Annotated in this window: 16 protein-coding genes; 8 read left to right on the forward strand and 8 right to left on the reverse strand. The window is 72.9% G+C overall.

All coding sequences use genetic code 11. From position 1 onward, the window contains the following. Positions 1-40 precede the first annotated feature (40 nt). The 3 genes from ACLJT4_RS02115 to ACLJT4_RS02125 form a co-directional block, all read right to left on the reverse strand. Entirely contained in the window at positions 41-1,447 is a 1,407-nt protein-coding gene (locus ACLJT4_RS02115; protein ID WP_411120712.1) for a DUF2786 domain-containing protein, read from the reverse strand. A 190-nt stretch (positions 1,448-1,637) separates the two neighbouring features. Then, positions 1,638-2,930 carry a L,D-transpeptidase gene (locus tag ACLJT4_RS02120; RefSeq protein ID WP_411120713.1) on the reverse strand — a complete coding sequence of 431 codons (1,293 nt, stop codon included), beginning with the start codon at positions 2,928-2,930 and terminating at the stop codon, positions 1,638-1,640. Positions 2,931-3,379: 449 nt separating this feature from the next. Further along, a complete protein-coding gene (locus tag ACLJT4_RS02125) occupies positions 3,380-3,718 on the reverse strand; it encodes a hypothetical protein (protein ID WP_411120714.1) in 339 nt (112 codons plus the stop codon). 108 nt (positions 3,719-3,826) lie between these two features. Here ACLJT4_RS02125 and ACLJT4_RS02130 point away from each other — a divergent pair, with 108 nt between their 5' ends. Beyond that, entirely contained in the window at positions 3,827-4,219 is a 393-nt protein-coding gene (locus tag ACLJT4_RS02130; RefSeq protein WP_411120715.1) for a hypothetical protein, read from the forward strand. Positions 4,220-4,307: 88 nt separating this feature from the next. On the opposite strand, the gene hutH is transcribed toward ACLJT4_RS02130, so the two are convergent. The 5 genes from hutH to ACLJT4_RS02155 form a co-directional block, all read right to left on the reverse strand. Continuing rightward, positions 4,308-5,852, reverse strand: a complete 1,545-nt coding sequence (gene hutH, locus ACLJT4_RS02135; RefSeq protein WP_411120716.1) for a histidine ammonia-lyase — start codon at positions 5,850-5,852, stop codon at positions 4,308-4,310. 130 nt (positions 5,853-5,982) lie between these two features. Beyond that, positions 5,983-7,095 carry a diguanylate cyclase domain-containing protein gene (locus tag ACLJT4_RS02140; RefSeq protein WP_411121061.1) on the reverse strand — a complete coding sequence of 371 codons (1,113 nt, stop codon included), beginning with the start codon at positions 7,093-7,095 and terminating at the stop codon, positions 5,983-5,985. A 167-nt stretch (positions 7,096-7,262) separates the two neighbouring features. Next, entirely contained in the window at positions 7,263-8,057 is a 795-nt protein-coding gene (locus tag ACLJT4_RS02145) for an enoyl-CoA hydratase/isomerase family protein (protein ID WP_411120717.1), read from the reverse strand. 99 nt (positions 8,058-8,156) lie between these two features. Next, positions 8,157-9,392: an adenylate/guanylate cyclase domain-containing protein gene (locus tag ACLJT4_RS02150; RefSeq protein WP_411120718.1), complete on the reverse strand. Its 1,236-nt coding sequence runs from the start codon at positions 9,390-9,392 to the stop codon at positions 8,157-8,159. 280 nt (positions 9,393-9,672) lie between these two features. Beyond that, positions 9,673-10,557, reverse strand: coding sequence for a biotin--[acetyl-CoA-carboxylase] ligase (locus ACLJT4_RS02155; protein WP_411120719.1), 885 nt, complete (start codon positions 10,555-10,557; stop codon positions 9,673-9,675). A 131-nt stretch (positions 10,558-10,688) separates the two neighbouring features. On the opposite strand from ACLJT4_RS02155, the gene ACLJT4_RS02160 reads away from it, so the two are divergent. From ACLJT4_RS02160 to ACLJT4_RS02190, 7 genes are all read left to right on the forward strand, one after another. Continuing rightward, complete coding sequence (locus tag ACLJT4_RS02160) at positions 10,689-12,278, forward strand: acyl-CoA carboxylase subunit beta (protein WP_016571390.1); 1,590 nt, start codon at positions 10,689-10,691, stop codon at positions 12,276-12,278. Between the two features lie 26 nt (positions 12,279-12,304). After that, entirely contained in the window at positions 12,305-12,520 is a 216-nt protein-coding gene (locus ACLJT4_RS02165) for an acyl-CoA carboxylase epsilon subunit (protein WP_411121062.1), read from the forward strand. Positions 12,521-12,629: 109 nt separating this feature from the next. Continuing rightward, positions 12,630-12,758 carry a morphogenic membrane protein MmpB gene (mmpB, locus tag ACLJT4_RS02170; RefSeq protein ID WP_016571392.1) on the forward strand — a complete coding sequence of 43 codons (129 nt, stop codon included), beginning with the start codon at positions 12,630-12,632 and terminating at the stop codon, positions 12,756-12,758. Positions 12,759-12,953: 195 nt separating this feature from the next. Then, entirely contained in the window at positions 12,954-14,438 is a 1,485-nt protein-coding gene (locus ACLJT4_RS02175; protein ID WP_411120720.1) for a peptidoglycan D,D-transpeptidase FtsI family protein, read from the forward strand. 181 nt (positions 14,439-14,619) lie between these two features. Further along, positions 14,620-15,582 (forward strand): tyrosine-protein phosphatase, encoded by a 963-nt coding sequence (locus ACLJT4_RS02180; RefSeq protein WP_411120721.1) that lies wholly within the window; start codon positions 14,620-14,622, stop codon positions 15,580-15,582. Positions 15,583-15,595: 13 nt separating this feature from the next. Next, positions 15,596-16,099, forward strand: coding sequence for a hypothetical protein (locus ACLJT4_RS02185; RefSeq protein WP_411120722.1), 504 nt, complete (start codon positions 15,596-15,598; stop codon positions 16,097-16,099). A 28-nt stretch (positions 16,100-16,127) separates the two neighbouring features. Continuing rightward, the gene (locus ACLJT4_RS02190) at positions 16,128-16,739 is read left to right on the forward strand and encodes a Maf family protein (RefSeq protein ID WP_411120723.1); all 612 of its coding nucleotides are present in this window, start codon (positions 16,128-16,130) and stop codon (positions 16,737-16,739) included. Positions 16,740-16,778 lie beyond the last annotated feature (39 nt).

A 16,778-nucleotide genomic window follows, 5' to 3' on the forward strand; every position in this document is an offset into this window, starting at 1 on the left:
GGAGAACCCGGAGCCTGCCCGGCTCTCGGTTCCGGCGTCGTCAGGTGGGGGTGTCGCCCTCGGGGCGGCCCAGGTGGGCGCGGTCGGCGGCGGCGGTGCCCTGGTGCCAGCCGGCGGCGTCGCGGATGCCGCGGAGGCGCACCGGTGCGGTGTCGGGGAAGAGCGTGCCGGTGGTCTCCTGGACGGCGAGTTCGCGGGCGGCGAGGACGGGGAGGAGCCGGTCCGGGGCGGTGGATTCGGCGGTGGCCGCGGCGGTCGCGGCGGCGGTGGCCGCGCTCAGGCGGGTGCGGATGCGGTCCGCGTAGGCCACGAGGAACGTCTGGCGGAAGTCGCGGGTGCGGCGGGAATGACCGCGGGCGTGGTGTGCGTCGCCCGCGCGGTTCATCGCCGACGTCGCCTGGAGCAGCAGCGAGGTGTAGAGGAGTTCGGTCGCCTCCAGGTCGGGCGGGAAGCCGACGACGGTGGAGAAGGCCAGTTCACCGGCCCAGACGGCTTGGCAGCGGTTGGCGGCCGCGACGGCGTCGAGGAGCAGCGCCTTGCCCTGTTCGTAGGGGCCCTCGATGCCGATGCGGAACGCCGCGGGGCCGTCGGCGGGCCCACTGGCGCCCGGGCCGTGGGCGTGCGCGAGGAGCGCCTCGTCGATGCTGTGACGGGCCATCAACTCCTGGGCCTTGGCGGAGAGTGCCTCGGCCTCCTCCGGGAAGCCGGTCGCCTCCGCCTTGGCGAGCAGGGCGCGGATCCGGCCGAGGGCGCGGGTGGCGGACGTTCCGCCGGGTCCGCCGGCGCCGGACGACGGCCGGGGCGCGCCGGTCGGATCGGGCGCGCCGGGCGGGGGTGGCAGCGGGGTGATCCGGGGCAGCCGGGAGAGCAGGCGCAGCGCGGTCAGCACGTCGTACGCGGTCTCGAAGCGGGAGGTGCGGCGCCGGGCCGCGACCGCGTCCAGGTAGCCGGGGTCGGCGTCCCACCAGACGCGGGCGTCCAGGTCGGCCAACTGGGCGCGCCAGCGCGGGTCGCGAGCGGCGGCGGACGACCGCGGGCGGCGGGTCTCCTCGGCGGCGACGGCGTCGAGGACCAGGGCCGGCGACGCGGCGTCGGGAGCCTCCCGGCGGACGATCCGCACCAGGTCGGCGGGGTACCAGCCGCCCGCCCAACAGCGCCGGACGGCCTCCACGGCGGCCGTGACCGCGGCCGCGCTGATCGCTTCCCAGCCGGGCGCCGCGGCGGTCAGCGTCGAGGCGCCCGCTTCGATGGCGTCCTCGGCGGCCGCCCCGTCCGCCGCGTACCGGACCCGGCCCAGGACGGTGCCGAGCAGGTCGGCGGCCTGGCGGGCCCGGTCGGCGGGCCGTTGCCCGCCGTCGCCACCGGCTCGGGCGCCCCGGCCTCCGTCGCCGCGCCCGGGGCGCTGCCCGCCGCGCTTCCCGCCGCCGTTTCTCTCGCGCTCGCTCACTCGGCCACTGTACGGACGGGCGGCGGGTCGGCCGCGGGGTGCGGGTCACGGGTCGGCGGTCGGCCGTGGCGGGGCGCCCGGCGTCCTCGTCGTGCGCCGCGGCGGACGACGAGCGGCGCCCGGGAATCCGCGGAGGTTGCGGGTTCCCGGGCGCCGGACGTCGGTCATCGCCGTGGGGCGTCGCCCCGGATCAGCTCGCGCTGCCGGCGACCCACTGGGACCAGGACATGTTCCAGCCGTTGAGGCCGTTGTCCGGCTTGATGGTCTGGTCCGGGGAGTTGACGACCTTCACGACGTCGCCGATCTGCGAGTGGTTGAAGAACCACGCGCCGTCGGTGGACGGGTCGCCCGCGCCCTTGACGTCCGGCAGGCCGATGCAGCCGTGGCTGGTGTTGGCCTTGCCGAAGATGCCCTTGCCCCAGTAGTTGCCGTGGATGAAGGTGCCGGAGTTCGACAGCCGCATGGCGTGCGGGACGTCGGGGATGTCGTACTCGCCCTTGCCGTCGTTGTTGGTGAAGCCGACGGTGGAGCCGTCCATGCGGGTCTGCTTGAACTTCTCGGAGATGACCATCTGACCGTTGTAGGTCGGGTGGTCGTCGCTGCCCGAGGAGATCGGGATGGTCTTGACCGTCCGGCCGTCGCGCACCACGGTCATCAGGTGGGTCTTGGTGTCGACGGTGCTGACCTGGGAGTGGCCGACGGTGAAGTGGACGGTCTTGTTCTGTATGCCCTTCACGCCCGGCGACGCCTCGACGCCGTCCAGGGCGAGCTTCAGGGTGACCTGGGAGTTCGGCTTCCAGTAGTCCTTGGGCCGGAAGTCCAGCCGCTTGTTGCCGAACCAGTGGCCGACGACCTGCTGGTTGCTGCTGGACGCGACCGAGATCGCGGACTGGACGGCCTGGCGGTTCTTGACCGGCTTGTCGAAGTTGATCGACACGGGCATGCCGACGCCGACCGTCGAGCCGTCCTCGGGGGTGAAGTTCCCGAGGAAGCTGTTGGTCGGGGAGACCGTGGTGAAGGTGGAGTTCTCCACCGCCGTGCGGCCCTGGGCGTCCACCCCGTGCGCGGTGATCTTGTAGGTGGTCGCGCGGGACAGCGCCTGCTTGGGCTTCCAGGAGGTGCCGTCGGCGGAGAGGGTGCCCGCGACGGTCTTCTGCTGGGACTGCTGGCCCTGGTGCGCGACGACCGTGGTCATGGTGACGTCGGTGAGCTTGCCGCCGCCGGCGGTCACCTTGGCGTCGTTGAGACCGGCGTCCGTCGAGCCGTCCCTCGGCGTGATGGTGATCTTCGCCTGCGAGGCGTCCTGCGCTGCTGCCTCGTCCACCTGCTGGGTGCTCTCGTGCTGGGAGCCGTCCTGCCGCCCCGCGTTCGCACCGCCGCCGTGTCCGGTGGCGTTGCTGGCACCACACGCGGCGACCGTGAGCACTCCCCCGAGCAGCGCGGCACTGGCTATGAGGCCCTTGCGGCGCTTGCGGTCCGTCATCACACGCTTCTCCATTGCTAACGATTTCGCGAAAAGTCCCCGAGCGAGCCGCCGAATGAACGCAGGCATATCTGGACGCAGGCATTCCGGCCGACTTCATTGGTACGCCTTATCCCTTTCATCCGCTTCATTCACGGCAGAAGTGTGGGGAAGGACACGCAATGGCAGCAAAACGCCCATCGGCTAAATAATGGCGCAGATCACGCATGGGGCAGCGGAGTGCCGCCGGCCGTGCGGCGTGCGTGAGGAGGGATGGCGCACGGCGCGGGGCTCGCGACGCGAGGTGAGGGGGCCGGCCGGCGCGGGGAGCGGCCCCGCGGCCCCGCCGGCGCCGCGATCGAGCGACGGGCGCGTCGTCCCCCGTGCGACACGTCGACCCCCGTGCGACACGGCGTCGCACGGGGGTCGCGGTGGGTGGCCGGCGGGGCGGGGAGGCGGCGGATCCGCGGTCAGCCCTCCTCGTCCGCGTCGTCCGCCAGGTCCCACTCGGCGGCGTCCCACTCGGCGTCCGGGTCGTAGTCGGTCATCTCCTCGCTGCTCCAGGACGCCTGGGCGAGTTCGGTGCCGGGGACCTCGTTGACCAGGTCGAAGGGGTCGATGAGGTGGGCCAGCGCTTCCGCTGGATCGTCTCTGACCGTCTCCAGGGACTGCCTGCGCTCGTCGTCGGGGAGCGCGGGGTCGGCGTCGATCCGGCCGACCGCGGCGCCGGTCAGCTCGGCGGCGTCGGTGACCTCCATGACCAGTTCGACGTGAAGCCGTACAAAGCGTGATGTCTCGCCATTGCTCATGAACGGAGGGTAAGCACCAGCGGGTCCCGACTACCGCACGACCCGCGGCGGTCACTAACATCTGCGATCAACGGCCAATTCGCCGAACCCACAAGGGGGATTGCTTTCGTGACCGCACGACGACCGCTGCTGACCGCCACTGCCGCGGGATCGGTGCTGTTCGCCCTGTGGTTCGTACCGTCCGCGAATGCGCTCGTGGGGGACGGCGGAGCCCCGCATTCCGACCTCCGGACGGATTCCGCACCGGCAGTTCCGGGGCGCGCGAAGGTCTCGGACGCGGCGGGCACCGAGCGTCACGCCGGTGCGCGGCAGTCCGACAGCGGTTCGACCACGACCCGGCCGGGCGGCGCGCCGGCCGGGAGTGCCGGGCCCGTCCACTACCTCGCCGACACCGGCAGCCCGAACACCACCCCGTACGTGGTCGGCGGCGCGGCCTGCCTGGCGCTCGGCGCCGCCCTGGTCGGCTACTCCGTGCACCGCACCCGCGACGAATCCGCCTGAGCCCGGGGCCGTTCCGCCACCGGCCGGGCCGGGCACGGGCGGGCGCCGGCGGCCCCGGTGCGGGCCGCCGGCGCGGATTGACGTCGCGTCAGGCCAGTTCGCCGGTGACCGACTCCGCCGCCGTCACCAGCGCGCCGTCCCGGACGAAGGCGTACGCCGCCTCCAGGTCCGGCGCCAGGAAACGGTCCTCGCCCGGGCCCTGGACGCCCGCGGCGCGCAGGGCGTCCAGCACCGCGCGGGTCGCCGGGGCGGGCGTCAGCCCCTCGCGCAGTTCGACGGCGCGGGTCGCGGCGTAGAGCTCGACGGCGATGACCCGGGTGAGGTTGTCCACCGCGGTGCGCAGCTTGCGCGCCGCCGACCACCCCATCGAGACGTGGTCCTCCTGCATGGCGGAGGACGGGATGGAGTCCACCGACGCCGGGGCGGCCAGCCGCTTCAACTCGCTGACCAGCGCGGCCTGGGTGTACTGGGCGATCATCAGGCCCGAGTCGACGCCCGGGTCCCCGGCGAGGAAGGCGGGCAGCCCGTGCGAGCGGTTCTTGTCCAGGAGCCGGTCGGTGCGGCGCTCGGCGATCGAGGCCAGGTCGGCCGCGGCGATGGCCAGGAAGTCCAGGACGTAGGCGACCGGCGCACCGTGGAAGTTGCCGTTGGACTCCACCCGGCCGTCGGACAGCACCACGGGGTTGTCGACGGCGGCGGCCAGCTCCCGGTCGGCGACCAGGCGGGCGTGCGCGAGGGTGTCCCGGCCGGCGCCGGCGACCTGCGGGGCGCAGCGGATGGAATAGGCGTCCTGCACGCGCGGGGCGTCGTCCTGGTGGTGGCCGATGAGGCCGGAACCGTCCAGGAACGCCAGCATGTTGGCGGCGGAGGCGGCCTGGCCCGGGTGCGGCCGGATGGCGTGCAGCTCGGGCGCGAGGACCTTGTCGGTGCCCAGCAGCGCCTCCATGGAGAGCGCGGCGGTGACGTCCACCGAGGTGAACAGCCGGGCCAGGTCGGCGCAGGCCATCACCAGCATGCCGAGCATGCCGTCGGTGCCGTTGAGGAGCGCCAGCCCCTCCTTCTCGCGCAGTTCGACGGGCTCGATGCCGTGCGCGGCCAGCAGCTCGCCGGACGGTCGGACGACGCCGTCCGGGCCCTGGGCCTCGCCCTCGCCCATCAGCGTCAGGGCGCAGTGCGAGAGCGGGGCCAGGTCGCCGGAGCAGCCGAGCGAGCCGTACTCGTGGACGACCGGGGTGATGCCGGCGTTCAGGAGCGCGGTCATGGTCTCGACGACCACCGGGCGGACGCCGGTGTGTCCCGAGGCGAGGGTCTTCAGCCGCAGGAACATCAGGGCGCGGACCACCTCGCGCTCGACGGCCGGGCCCATGCCGGCCGCGTGCGAGCGCACGATGTTGCGCTGGAGCTGGGCGCGCAGCTCCGGGCTGATGTGGCGTACGGCGAGGGCGCCGAAGCCGGTGGAGACGCCGTAGACCGGGTCCGGCTTGGCGGCGAGCTCGTCGATGAAGGCGCGGGAGGTGGCGACGGCGGAGCGGGCCTCCTCGGACAGCTCGATCCGGGCCGCGCCGCGGGCCACCGCGATGACGTCCTGTGCGGTGGTGCCGGACGTCCCCAGCACCACAGTGTGCATATCCATATTCAGGCACCCTAGAGACTGAATCGCCGGATGTCACCACCGGATTTCGGGATCACCCCTTACCGATCATCGCCCGAGACCACCGTCGCTCCTCACCCGGAGCGCCCGCACCCCGCGCCCCGGCCCCCGCTCACCTGCGGAACCTCCGCCGCTCCGGCCCCTGCGACGGCTCGGGCGCGTCCGCCAGCCGCACGACCGGATCGTCCGCCCCGCCGTGCCGCCCGGCCACCACGGGACCGCCGGACTTCGCCGCCTTGGCGCGGTACTGGGCCGCGTCCGCCAACCGGAACAGCCGCCGGGCGGTGTGCACCGGGCCGATCGGATCGCCGGTCGAGGCGACCCCCACGGCCACCCCCTCCCCGAGGTCCAACTCCGCGGCCCGGCCGCACAGCTCGCCGGCCACCTTGACCACCTCGTCGGAGTCCGGGCCGACCGCCAACAGGCAGAACTCGTCCCCGCCCAACCGCGCCGCGAGGGTCCCCGGCACCATCGCTCCGCACAGCGACAGCACCGAACCGAAGCGCTCCAACAACCGGTCGCCGACCGCGTGCCCCCGCGAGTCGTTCACCTGCTTCAGCCCGTTCAGATCGCACACCACCAGGCTCACCACCACCCCGTCGGCGCGGTGCTGCTCCAACGCCTCGTCCAGCCGCATGTCCACGGCCCGGCGGTTGGCCAGACCCGTCAGCGCGTCGGTGAACGCCAGCCGGCGGGCCTCCGCCAGCCGCTCGGTCTGGGCGATCCCCGCGGCCGTGACCGCGGCCAGCACGGTCGCGAAATCGGCGTCCGCCCGCCCGAACACCGGCTCCCCCGGCCGCCGCGCCACGTACAACTCGCCCCAGGCCCGACCGTGCAGCACGAGCGGCGCGACCACGCAGCAACCCCGGCCCCGCCGACGCAGCGCGGCCACCCGCCCCGGACCGCTGGGCGGCACCAGCGAACCGTCGGCGACGTCACCGCCCGGCTCCCCCGCGGCCACCTCCACCCAGGCGCTCGGCTCCCCGCCACCGGCCCACTCCTCGTGGAGGAACCCGACGATCTCCGCGAACGCGTGCACCGGATACGTCTCGTCGTCCGGGAACTCCCGCTCCCCCGGGGCGAGTTCGCCGACGTTGACCAGGACCCGCAGCCGCCCCCGCTCGCGCTCCCACTTGCAGATCGCCGCGAAGGAACCGCCCAGCGCCTGCCGCGCCCCCTGGGCCGCGGCCCGGGCGGAGTCGCGCAGCGCCGGCGCGGCCGCCATCGCCTGCGCCAGCTCCACCACGGCCCGCAGCCTCGCGTCACCCTCGCCCGTCACCGGATCCTCACATTCCGTAGCCGTGCGCACGCTCTGTATTACAGCGTAGGAATGATTGACCCGAACCGCCCCTTCCGCAGGTCAAGGACCACCGGAAGGAGCGGACCGGGCGGTCACTCCCCCGGCCAGTCGGGGTCGCGCTTCTCGTTGAAGGCCGCGACGCCCTCGGCCCGGTCCCCGGAGAACGCCACGCTCCGCCACGCACCGTCCTCCACCTCCAGCCCGGCCCGCAGGTCCAACCCCTGCCCGAGCCGAAGGGCGCGCTTGGCCGCGCGCAGCCCGACCGGCGAATTGCGGGCGATCGCGGCGGCCAGCGCCAGCGCCTCCGCCCGGTCCTGCCCGTCCGCCACGACCCGGTCCACCAGGCCCAACTCGCCCGCCTCCGCCGCCGACACCCGACGCGCGGTGAACACCAACTCGGCGGCGCGCGCCGCCCCCACCCGGCGCGGCAGCAGCTGCGTCCCGCCCCCGCCGGGGATGACGCCCACCGACACCTCCGGCAGGCCGACCACCGCGGTCCCGTCCGCGACGATCAGATCGCAGGCCAGCGCCAACTCGTAACCACCGCCGAGCGCGAACCCGTGCACCGCGGCCACCGTCGGCACCGGCAGCTCCAACACCGCGGTGTACGCGGCCCGGGTGCGCGGACGCTGCCGCATCAGGTCCGCGTCCGTGAAGGAGTTCCGCTCCTTGAGGTCGGCGCCCACGCAGAACGCCCGCTCATGGGTGGAGGTGAGCACCACCGCCCGCACGGTCCGGTCGGCGGCCAGCTCGGCGCACGCCTGCGTCAGCGCGTCGGCCATCGCCGTCGACACGGCGTTCATCGCCTTCGGCCGGTCCAGGACCAACTCCGCCACGAAGCCGTGGCGCGCCACGCCCACCCATTCCTGTGCACCGAACCGCTGCATGCCGCCCTCCCGATCACCGGTTAACGCTCGTTGACCTGACGACGAGGATCATGTCAGCTCACGGCCGGTTCCGGCAGGGCCACCGCACTCGCGCCCGGGTCACCCGCGCCGGGTCAGCATCCACGGCTCGACGACGCCGAGCCCGCGGACCGGCCGCTGCCACATCGGCTGCAACGCGAAGCGGTACGGGGGCGGCGGACTGCCGGTGCCCTCCTGGGCCGCCTTCTCCGCGGCCGCGGCGTCCGCCTCGGAGACCGGGGCGTCGCCGGTGCGCCCCAGCTCCACCGCGAACGCCTCGTCCACCAGCACGGTGTCCTTCGGCGCTATCGAGGTCAGCCGGCTCGCCAGATTGACGGTCGTGCCGAAGACGTCGCCCATCCTGGTCGTGACCGTGCCGAACGCGATGCCCACCCGCAGCTCGGGCATCGTCTCGTCGTGGCCCATGGTCTCGATCAGGCGCAGCCCGATCTCGGCGGCGACGCCCGCGTCGTCCGCCGCGAAGAGCACTTCGTCGCCCAGGGTCTTGATGAGCCGGCCCCCGTGCGCGGCGACCAGATCGGCGGCGGTGGTCTCGAACGCCTCGACCAGCTCGCCCAGTTCCTCCTCTTCCAGGCGCCGCGTCAGTCGGGTGAACCCGACCAGGTCGGCGAACCCGACGGACAACCGCCGGTCCACCATCTCCGCGTCGTCCTGCGCCTGGACCACCCGCCCGGTGGCCGCGGCCAGCTGCCGCCGCCACACGTAGACCAAGAACTCCTCCAGCTCCGGGAGCAACAGCTCGACCAGCGGGTAGGTGATCTCGGTACGGGTCAGGCCGGAGTCCTGGGGCTCGGTCAGCCCCTCCAGGAAGGAGTCGATCTGCCAGTCGGCGAGGCGGGCCGTGGTCTGGCCGGTGGACCGGGCGACCTGCACCGCCATGGCCTCGCTCAGCAGCCCCGCCTCGACGAGGCCGGCGAGCCGCCGCAGGGCCAGAACGTCGGCCTCGGTGAGGGCCTTGACCTGGCCGATGTCCGCGAAGCCCATGGCCCGCCAGAAGCGGGCGGCCAGGTCCATCGAGACGCCGGCGCTGCGGGCCGCCTGGAACGGCGTGTAGCGGCGCTCGGCGCCGAGGATGAGCTGTTCGAGCTTGACGGCGATGTTGTTCTCGCCGTTGCCCTCGCCGTTGCCCTCGCCGTTGTCCTCGCCGTTGTCCTCGCCGTTGGCGCCGGCGGCCGCTTCGGGGCCGTCGTCGCTCCGTGCGGGGTCGCCCGCGGGGTCGCCCGCGGACGCCTCACCCACCGCCTCGCCCTCGGCGTCCGCGCCGCGCGGGGTGGCCCCCGACTCGTCGGCGGTCACCGACCGCTCCCTGTCCGTTCCCTGCGCACGGCCCTTCCGATCTCGCTGCTCGCCCATGATCCGCTCCCTGCCGGCGGACCGCCCCAACGATACGGCAGGTGTGCTCTGCCTCACGTCGTCGCGGCGTCGGGGTCGCGGAGCCGCGTCCGGCCGGTGCGGCCGGGGCACGGTGCGGGTGGCCCCGCCCGCCGTCCGGCACGTGCGGGCCGCCGGGGCCGCCGCCACCTGGCCCGACGTACACGGCACCGCACCGGCGAGGCCCGCGCGGCGGGCCCCTTCGTTACGTGTAGCCGTCCCCCGTCGACGGGCGGAGGTGGACGATGTCGCCGGCGCCCACCGGCTGTTGGACGCCGTCGGAGGTGGCGAGCACCAGCCGGCCGTCGGCGTCGAGCGCGACCGCTTCGCCCTCGACGGACCGGTCGCCCGGGAGTTCCGCCCGCACGTGCCGGCCCAGCGTGGCGCAGCCCGCCACGTACGCGGCCTGGAGGTCGCAGGCGCCCGGGTCGCCGTCGGCCGCCTGCCATGCGCCGTACCAGTGCTCCAGCGAGCGGAGCACGGCCCGCAGCAGGGGGTCCCGGTCGGTGTGGGGGGCGCCGGCGAGGGCGAGGGAGCCGGCGGTGGGGACGGGGAGTTCGTCGGCGGTGAGGGAGACGTTGAGGCCGATGCCGATGACCACGCCGTCGCCGGCGCGTTCGGCGAGGATGCCGCCCGTCTTGCGCTCCGCGCCGTCCACGGTGACCAGCAGGTCGTTGGGCCACTTGAGTGCGGTGTCGACGCCGGCGGTGCGGGCGATCGCGGTGGCCGTGGCCACGCCGGCCAGGAGCGGCAGCCAACCCCAGCGGGCGAGCGGCACGGTCGGCGTGAGGTAGGCGGAGACGAAGAGGCCGGAGCGGGGCGGCGCCGTCCAGCGGCGGTCCAGGCGCCCGCGGGCGGCCGACTGCTCCTCGGCGACGAGGACGGTCCCCTCGCGCAGGTCACCGGCGGCCGCGCGGTCGGCGAGGTCGGTGTTGGTGGAGCCGGTGGCGGGAACGACGTCCAGCGCGGACCAGAGCGAGTCGGGCCGGACGAGGGCCCGGCGGAGCGCGGTGGCGTTCAGCGGCGGGCGGCTCAGATCGCTCCAGCGACCGGCGTCTTTGTCCCGGTTTTCCGGTGGTTGAGGCGTCATGGCCCCAGCCTAGGTGTGGTCAACGACGCAGTGCCGCAGAGCAGTCCCGCCGATACGCTACGAATCGGTAGCCACACCCGTACCTCCCCCTGTACGAGTGCCAGTCCAGGACGAGCAGGAGCCGCATCCCGATGTCCGAACCGGAAGCAAACATCCACACCACCGCGGGCAAATTGGCGGATCTGCAACGGCGGGTCGAGGAGGCCACTCACGCCGGCTCCGCCCGTGCAGTGGAAAAGCAGCACGCCAAAGGGAAGTTGACGGCGCGTGAGCGCATCGACCTCCTTTTGGACGAGGGCTCGTTCGTCGAGCTCGACGAGTTCGCCCGGCACCGGTCGACGAATTTCGGGATCGAGAAGAACCGGCCGTACGGCGACGGCGTCGTCACCGGCTACGGCACGGTCGACGGCCGTCCGGTGTGCGTGTATTCGCAGGACTTCACGATCTTCGGCGGATCGCTCGGCGAGGTCTACGGCGAGAAGATCGTCAAGGTGATGGACTTCGCGCTGAAGAACGGCTGCCCGGTCATCGGGATCAATGACGGCGGCGGTGCCCGGATTCAGGAGGGCGTGGCCGCTCTCGGGCTCTTCGCGGAGATTTTCCGACGCAATGTGCATGCGTCGGGCGTGGTGCCGCAGATTTCCCTGATCGTCGGTCCGTGCGCGGGTGGTGCGGTGTATTCCCCGGCCATAACGGATTTCACGGTGATGGTCGACCAGACGTCGCACATGTTCATCACCGGGCCGGACGTCATCAAGACGGTCACGGGTGAGGACGTCGGCTTCGAGGAGCTGGGCGGGGCCCGTACGCACAACACCACCTCCGGCGTGGCGCACCACATGGCGGGGGACGAGAAGGACGCCATCGAGTACGTCAAGGGGCTGCTGTCGTACCTGCCGTCCAACAACCTCTCGGACCCGCCGGCCTTCCCCGAGGAGGCGGACCTGGCGGTCTCCGACGCGGACCGCGAGCTGGACGCGCTGATCCCGGACTCGGCCAACCAGCCGTACGACATGCACACGGCGATCGAGCACGTGCTGGACGACGGCGAATTCCTGGAGACCCAGGCGCTGTTCGCGCCGAACATCCTCACCGGGTACGGGCGGGTCGAGGGCCATTCGGTCGGCGTGGTGGCCAACCAGCCGATGCAGTTCGCGGGGTGCCTGGACATCAACGCGAGCGAGAAGGCCGCGCGGTTCGTGCGCACCTGCGACGCGTTCAACATCCCGGTGCTGACGTTCGTGGACGTCCCGGGCTTCCTGCCGGGGACGGACCAGGAGTACGACGGGATCATCCGGCGCGGCGCCAAGCTGATCTACGCCTACGCGGAGGCGACGGTCCCGCTGATCACCGTGATCACGCGGAAGGCGTTCGGCGGGGCGTACGACGTCATGGGCTCCAAGCACCTGGGTGCGGACCTGAACCTCGCGTGGCCGACCGCGCAGATCGCGGTGATGGGCGCGCAGGGCGCGGTGAACATCCTGCACCGCCGCACGCTGGCCGCGATCGAGGACCCGGCCCAGCAGGACACCCGGCGCCAGGAGCTGATCCAGGAGTACGAGGACGCGCTGCTGAATCCTTACGTCGCGGCCGAGCGGGGCTACGTCGACGCGGTGATCATGCCCTCCGAGACCCGGCGGCACATCGTCCGCGGGTTGCGCACGCTGCGCAACAAGCGCGAGGCGCTGCCGCCGAAGAAGCACGGCAACATCCCGCTGTAGTCCGCGCCGGAGGAGGTCGGTTGACGATGATCAAGGTCGTACGGGGCAATCCCACGCCCGAGGAGTTGGCCGCCGCGCTGGCGGTGGTGCAGGCCCGCGCGGCGGCGGTGGCCGCCGGCGGTGCCCCCGAGGAGGGCGGGCCGCGCAGTCAGTGGTCGGATCCGGCGGCGACGGTTCCGGCCCGGTCCCATGTGCCCCATCCGGGACCGCGGGCCTGGCGGACCAGTTTCTGGCCGCGGTGACCTGGCCGAACGCGGTCGGTGCAGGGTGCACTGACTAGTCCTTCGCGGTGCGGCGCCTGAGTACGCGTACTCAGGCGCCGTCGTCGTGGGGGGCGGGAGGATCGAGGTCATGCTGTGGTCCGATCCGCCCGACGAACCGCCCGAGGAGCTGCGCGAAGTGCAGGAGAAGCTCCGTCGGATGGGCTTCGTGCTGGCCACGGCGATCATGGTGGGAACGCTGGTGCTCCTGGTGCGGTGACGGCGCTTGCGGACCGCCCGGTTCCGCGGGCCGGGACACGGACGGGGAGCGCACCGAACGCCCCACCGGCCACAGCGGTCTCTTCGCTCCCTGCAACCGCAGAGCCCGTAAAAGCATCTTTCTCTCTCGACAGTGCAATTCGGGCATGCGGCCGCGTGGTGATCGGCTGGCCGCCCCCCGGGCCGGAGGGAGACCATGAACAGGCCGCTCAGACACATAGCCGTCTTCTGCGGGGCGTTGGTGCTGGCCCTGCTGGTCCGGGCGACCTGGGTGCAGTTCGTACAGGCCGACCAGCTCGCCAACAACGACAACAACCGGCGGGTCAAGATCGAGGCGTACTCGTACCCGCTCGGCAACATCATCGTGGGCGGCAAGCCCATCACCGGGTCGACCCAGACCAGCGGCGACTTCAAGTACAAGCGCACCTACACCGACGGCGCGATGTACGCCCCGGTCACCGGCTACGCCCGGCAGGCGGCGGGCGAGACCATGCTGGAGGGCGTCTACCGCAAGGTCCTCAACGGCAAGGACGACCGGCTGTTCTTCAACCGGGCGCGGGGGATGCTGACCGGCGAGAAGCCGCGCGGCGGCGACGTCCTGACGACCATCAGCGAGAAGGCGCAGAAGGCCGCGTACAAGGGCCTGACCGACCTGCACGCCAACGGCGCGGTGGTCGCCCTCGACCCGCGGTCCGGCAAGATCCTGGCGATGGCCAGCACGCCGTCGTACGACCCGTCGACGTTCGCGGGGTTGTCGGACGCGGAGGGCAAGAAGTACCTGGCGCTCGAAGCCGACAAGGGCAAGCCGATGAACAACCGGGCGCTGCGCGAGATCTACCCGCCGGGGTCCACCTTCAAGGTGCTCACCGCGGCCGCGGCGCTGGAGCACGGCACGGTCAGCGACATCAACGCCTCCTCCGGCGCCCCGGCCCCGTACACGCTCCCGCAGACCCGCACCCAGGTCGGCAACGACGTCGAGGGGGCGCCGTGCGACAAGGCGTCGCTGAAGACCGGCATGCAGTGGTCCTGCAACAACGTCTTCCTGGACGCCGCGCACAAGCTCGGTACGGACAAGATGCGCGAGACCGCGGAGAAGTTCGGCTTCAACGCCGAGCAGTTCATTCCGGTGCGTTCCGCGGTGAGCGGTTATCCGAGCAAGCTGGACCAGCCGCAGACCGCGCTGACCGGCATGGGGCAGGGCAGCGTGACCAGTACGCCGTTGCAGATGGCGATGGTCGCCGCCGGAATCGCCAACAACGGCAAGGTGATGAAGCCGTACCTGGTCGAGGAGCTGCGCGGTCCGGACCTTTCCACGATCGAGAAGTTCGACCCGACGCCGCTGAATCCGAAGGACCCGCAGGCGGTTTCCAAGGACACCGCACTGAAGGTGCAGGAAATGATGGAGTACACCGTTTCGGACGGCACCGCCTCGAAGGCGAAGATCGACGGCGTGACGGTCGGCGGCAAGACCGGTACGGCCCAGCACGGTGCGAATGTGAACGACGAGCGGCCGTACGCCTGGTTCGTCTCCTACGCGAAGCTGCCCGACGGCAGTTCGCCGGTGGCGGTGGCGGTCTTCGTCGACCCGAAGGACATGGACATCCCGCGTTCGGAGATCGCCGGCGGAAAGCTGGGCGGGCCGATCGCGAAGTCGGTGATGCAGGCCGTGCTGAACCAGTAGGCAATTCCGGGACGCGGAATGCGGCGGGCCGGGCGGCCGGGAAATAGGGGGAAATGATCTCCCTTGAGCACCGGGGCCCGACCCATTTCCTGTGGGCTTCCTGTGGCGCTGGCTGTGCTCTTCCTGTGACCGTCGGCAATGTTTATGGAGGATTTACCGTAGGCGCCCCTACCTTCGCCTAATGGTCACCATTAATAAACTTCCGGGGCGGCGGTCGGTGCGCCGGCTCGTCGTCGCGGCCACCGGTCTCGGTGTCCTCGCCACCGGCGCCGTCGGCTGCTCGGCACGGCCCGCGCAGGACTCCTCGGGCGGCGGGTCGAGCAGCACCGCCCGGGCCGCCGCCACCGCCCCCGTGCCCCGGTCGATGGGACTGCGGGACGCCCCCAACGCCCGCGACCTCGGCGGCTACCGCACCGCCGACGGCCACGAGGTCCGCCACGGCGTCGTCTACCGCGCCGACGCGCTGAACCACCTCACCCCCGCCGAGCAGCGGACCCTCACCGAGGACGGCGTCACCGAAGACCTCGACTTCCGCTCCCCGGCCGAGGTGGCGACCGCCCCGGACGCGCTGCCGACCGGGGTCCACCGCACCGCCCTGCCCGTCTACGACCCCAAGGCCGACCTGTCCCGGACGATGGCCACACTGATCGCGGGCGGCCCGGCGGCGCAGCAGCGGGCGCTCGGGGCCGGCAAGGCGGTGCGGATGATGGACGCGTACTACGCCTGGCTGGTCAGCGACCCGGCGGCCGGCAAGGCGTTCGGGGCGGCGGCCCGGGCGGTCGCCGACGGCCGGACGCCGGTGCTCTTCCACTGCACCCAGGGCAAGGACCGCACCGGCTGGATGAGCGCCGTCCTGCTGACCGCGGCGGGCGTGCCGCGGAGCACCGTCGACCAGGACTACCTGGCGTCCAACCACTACCTCCAGGCCGCCAACGACCGTCAGCTGGCGCAGCTCCAGGCCGCCGGCAAGCTCAAGGACCCGGCGCTGCTGGAGCCGGTGCTGGGGGTGCGGGAGAGCTATCTGGACGCGGCGTTCAACGAGGTCGAGGCCAAGTACGGCTCGTTCGACGGCTATCTGAGCAAGGGGCTCGGACTGGACCGGGCCACCGAGCGCAAGCTGCGGCAACGACTGATCGCCGCCTGACGGGGGAGCGCCGATGTCGCCGAAGCTGCACGCCCTGGTGATGGCCGCGCTGAGCACGGCACTGGTCCTGGTCGCCCTGCTGGCGTGGCGGCCGCTCGTCCGGCACCGCGGTTGGCCGCGCGTCCCGACCCTGCTGTTCCTCGTGACCTACGGCCTGTGCGTCGGGATCACCCTCCCCGACCAGATCGCGCCGGGCGTGCTCGGGCGGCTGCACGCGTGCGTCGTGGAGGGCGGGGCGGGGGTGCGGACGCTGGGTGCGGGTGCCGGCCACCAGTGGGTCAACGTCCTGCTGTGGGTCCCGCCGGCGCTCTGCGGGGTGCTGGCGACCCGGCGGGCGCTGCTGGTGCCGCTCGGCATCTCCGCCACCTGGGCCGCCGTCGAACTCCTGCAGACCCTCGACCCGGTGCGCGACTGCCAGCCCGCGGACTGGGCGCACAACACCCTGGGCGCCGCGCTGGGCGCCCTCGCGGGGTGGCTGGTGCTGTGGGCCGGGCGGCGCCGGGCCCCGGCCCACTGACCGCCGCCGGCTCCGTACGATGGCGGGCATGACCGAAGCCGCCCGCCCCCGCCGTCTCGTCCTCGCCTCCCAGTCCCCGGCCCGGCTCGGCCTGCTCCGGCAGGCCGGGTTGGCGCCCGAGGTCGTGGTCAGCGGGGTCGACGAGGACGCGCTGACCGCCGCCACCCCCGAGGAACTGGCCCGGGTGCTGGCCGAGGCGAAGGCCGCCGCGGTCGCGGCCCGGCCGGAGGCCGCCGGTGCGCTGATCGTCGGCTGCGACTCGGTCCTGGAGCTGGACGGGCGGGCGCTGGGCAAGCCCGCGGACGCCGAGGACGCCACCGCCCGCTGGAAGTCCATGCGCGGCCGGTCCGGGGTCCTGCGCACCGGCCACTGCGTGATCGACACCGCGACCGGCCGGCAGGTCTCGGCCACCGCGTCCACCACGGTCCGCTTCGGGGAGCCCAGCGACGCCGAGGTCGCCGCGTACGTGGCCAGCGGTGAACCGCTGTACGTGGCGGGCGCGTTCACCCTCGACGGCCGCTCGGCGCCGTTCATCGACGGGATCGACGGCGACCCGGGCAACGTCATCGGCCTGTCGCTCCCGCTGTTCCGCCGGCTGCTGGCCGACCTGGGCGTCGCGATCACCGACCTGTGGGCCTGAGCGGTCCGGATTCCGCCCGCGACGGGTGTTTTCCGGCCA

Source organism: Streptomyces sp. x-19 (assembly GCF_046549115.1).
Taxonomy (GTDB): Bacteria; Actinomycetota; Actinomycetes; order Streptomycetales; family Streptomycetaceae; genus Streptomyces; species Streptomyces albulus_C.

Coding starts and splice junctions, on each gene's coding strand:
- ACLJT4_RS02155 (WP_411120719.1), bottom strand. CDS start 10,557: ATGACGCCTCAACCACCGGAAAACCGGGACAAAGACGCCGGTCGCTGG.
- ACLJT4_RS02185 (WP_411120722.1), top strand. CDS start 15,596: ATGTCGCCGAAGCTGCACGCCCTGGTGATGGCCGCGCTGAGCACGGCA.
- ACLJT4_RS02145 (WP_411120717.1), bottom strand. CDS start 8,057: ATGCAGCGGTTCGGTGCACAGGAATGGGTGGGCGTGGCGCGCCACGGC.
- ACLJT4_RS02160 (WP_016571390.1), top strand. CDS start 10,689: ATGTCCGAACCGGAAGCAAACATCCACACCACCGCGGGCAAATTGGCG.
- ACLJT4_RS02180 (WP_411120721.1), top strand. CDS start 14,620: ATGGTCACCATTAATAAACTTCCGGGGCGGCGGTCGGTGCGCCGGCTC.
- ACLJT4_RS02140 (WP_411121061.1), bottom strand. CDS start 7,095: ATGGCGGCCGCGCCGGCGCTGCGCGACTCCGCCCGGGCCGCGGCCCAG.
- ACLJT4_RS02120 (WP_411120713.1), bottom strand. CDS start 2,930: ATGACGGACCGCAAGCGCCGCAAGGGCCTCATAGCCAGTGCCGCGCTG.
- hutH (WP_411120716.1), bottom strand. CDS start 5,852: ATGGATATGCACACTGTGGTGCTGGGGACGTCCGGCACCACCGCACAG.
- ACLJT4_RS02165 (WP_411121062.1), top strand. CDS start 12,305: ATGATCAAGGTCGTACGGGGCAATCCCACGCCCGAGGAGTTGGCCGCC.
- ACLJT4_RS02190 (WP_411120723.1), top strand. CDS start 16,128: ATGACCGAAGCCGCCCGCCCCCGCCGTCTCGTCCTCGCCTCCCAGTCC.
- ACLJT4_RS02175 (WP_411120720.1), top strand. CDS start 12,954: ATGAACAGGCCGCTCAGACACATAGCCGTCTTCTGCGGGGCGTTGGTG.
- mmpB (WP_016571392.1), top strand. CDS start 12,630: ATGCTGTGGTCCGATCCGCCCGACGAACCGCCCGAGGAGCTGCGCGAA.
- ACLJT4_RS02125 (WP_411120714.1), bottom strand. CDS start 3,718: ATGAGCAATGGCGAGACATCACGCTTTGTACGGCTTCACGTCGAACTG.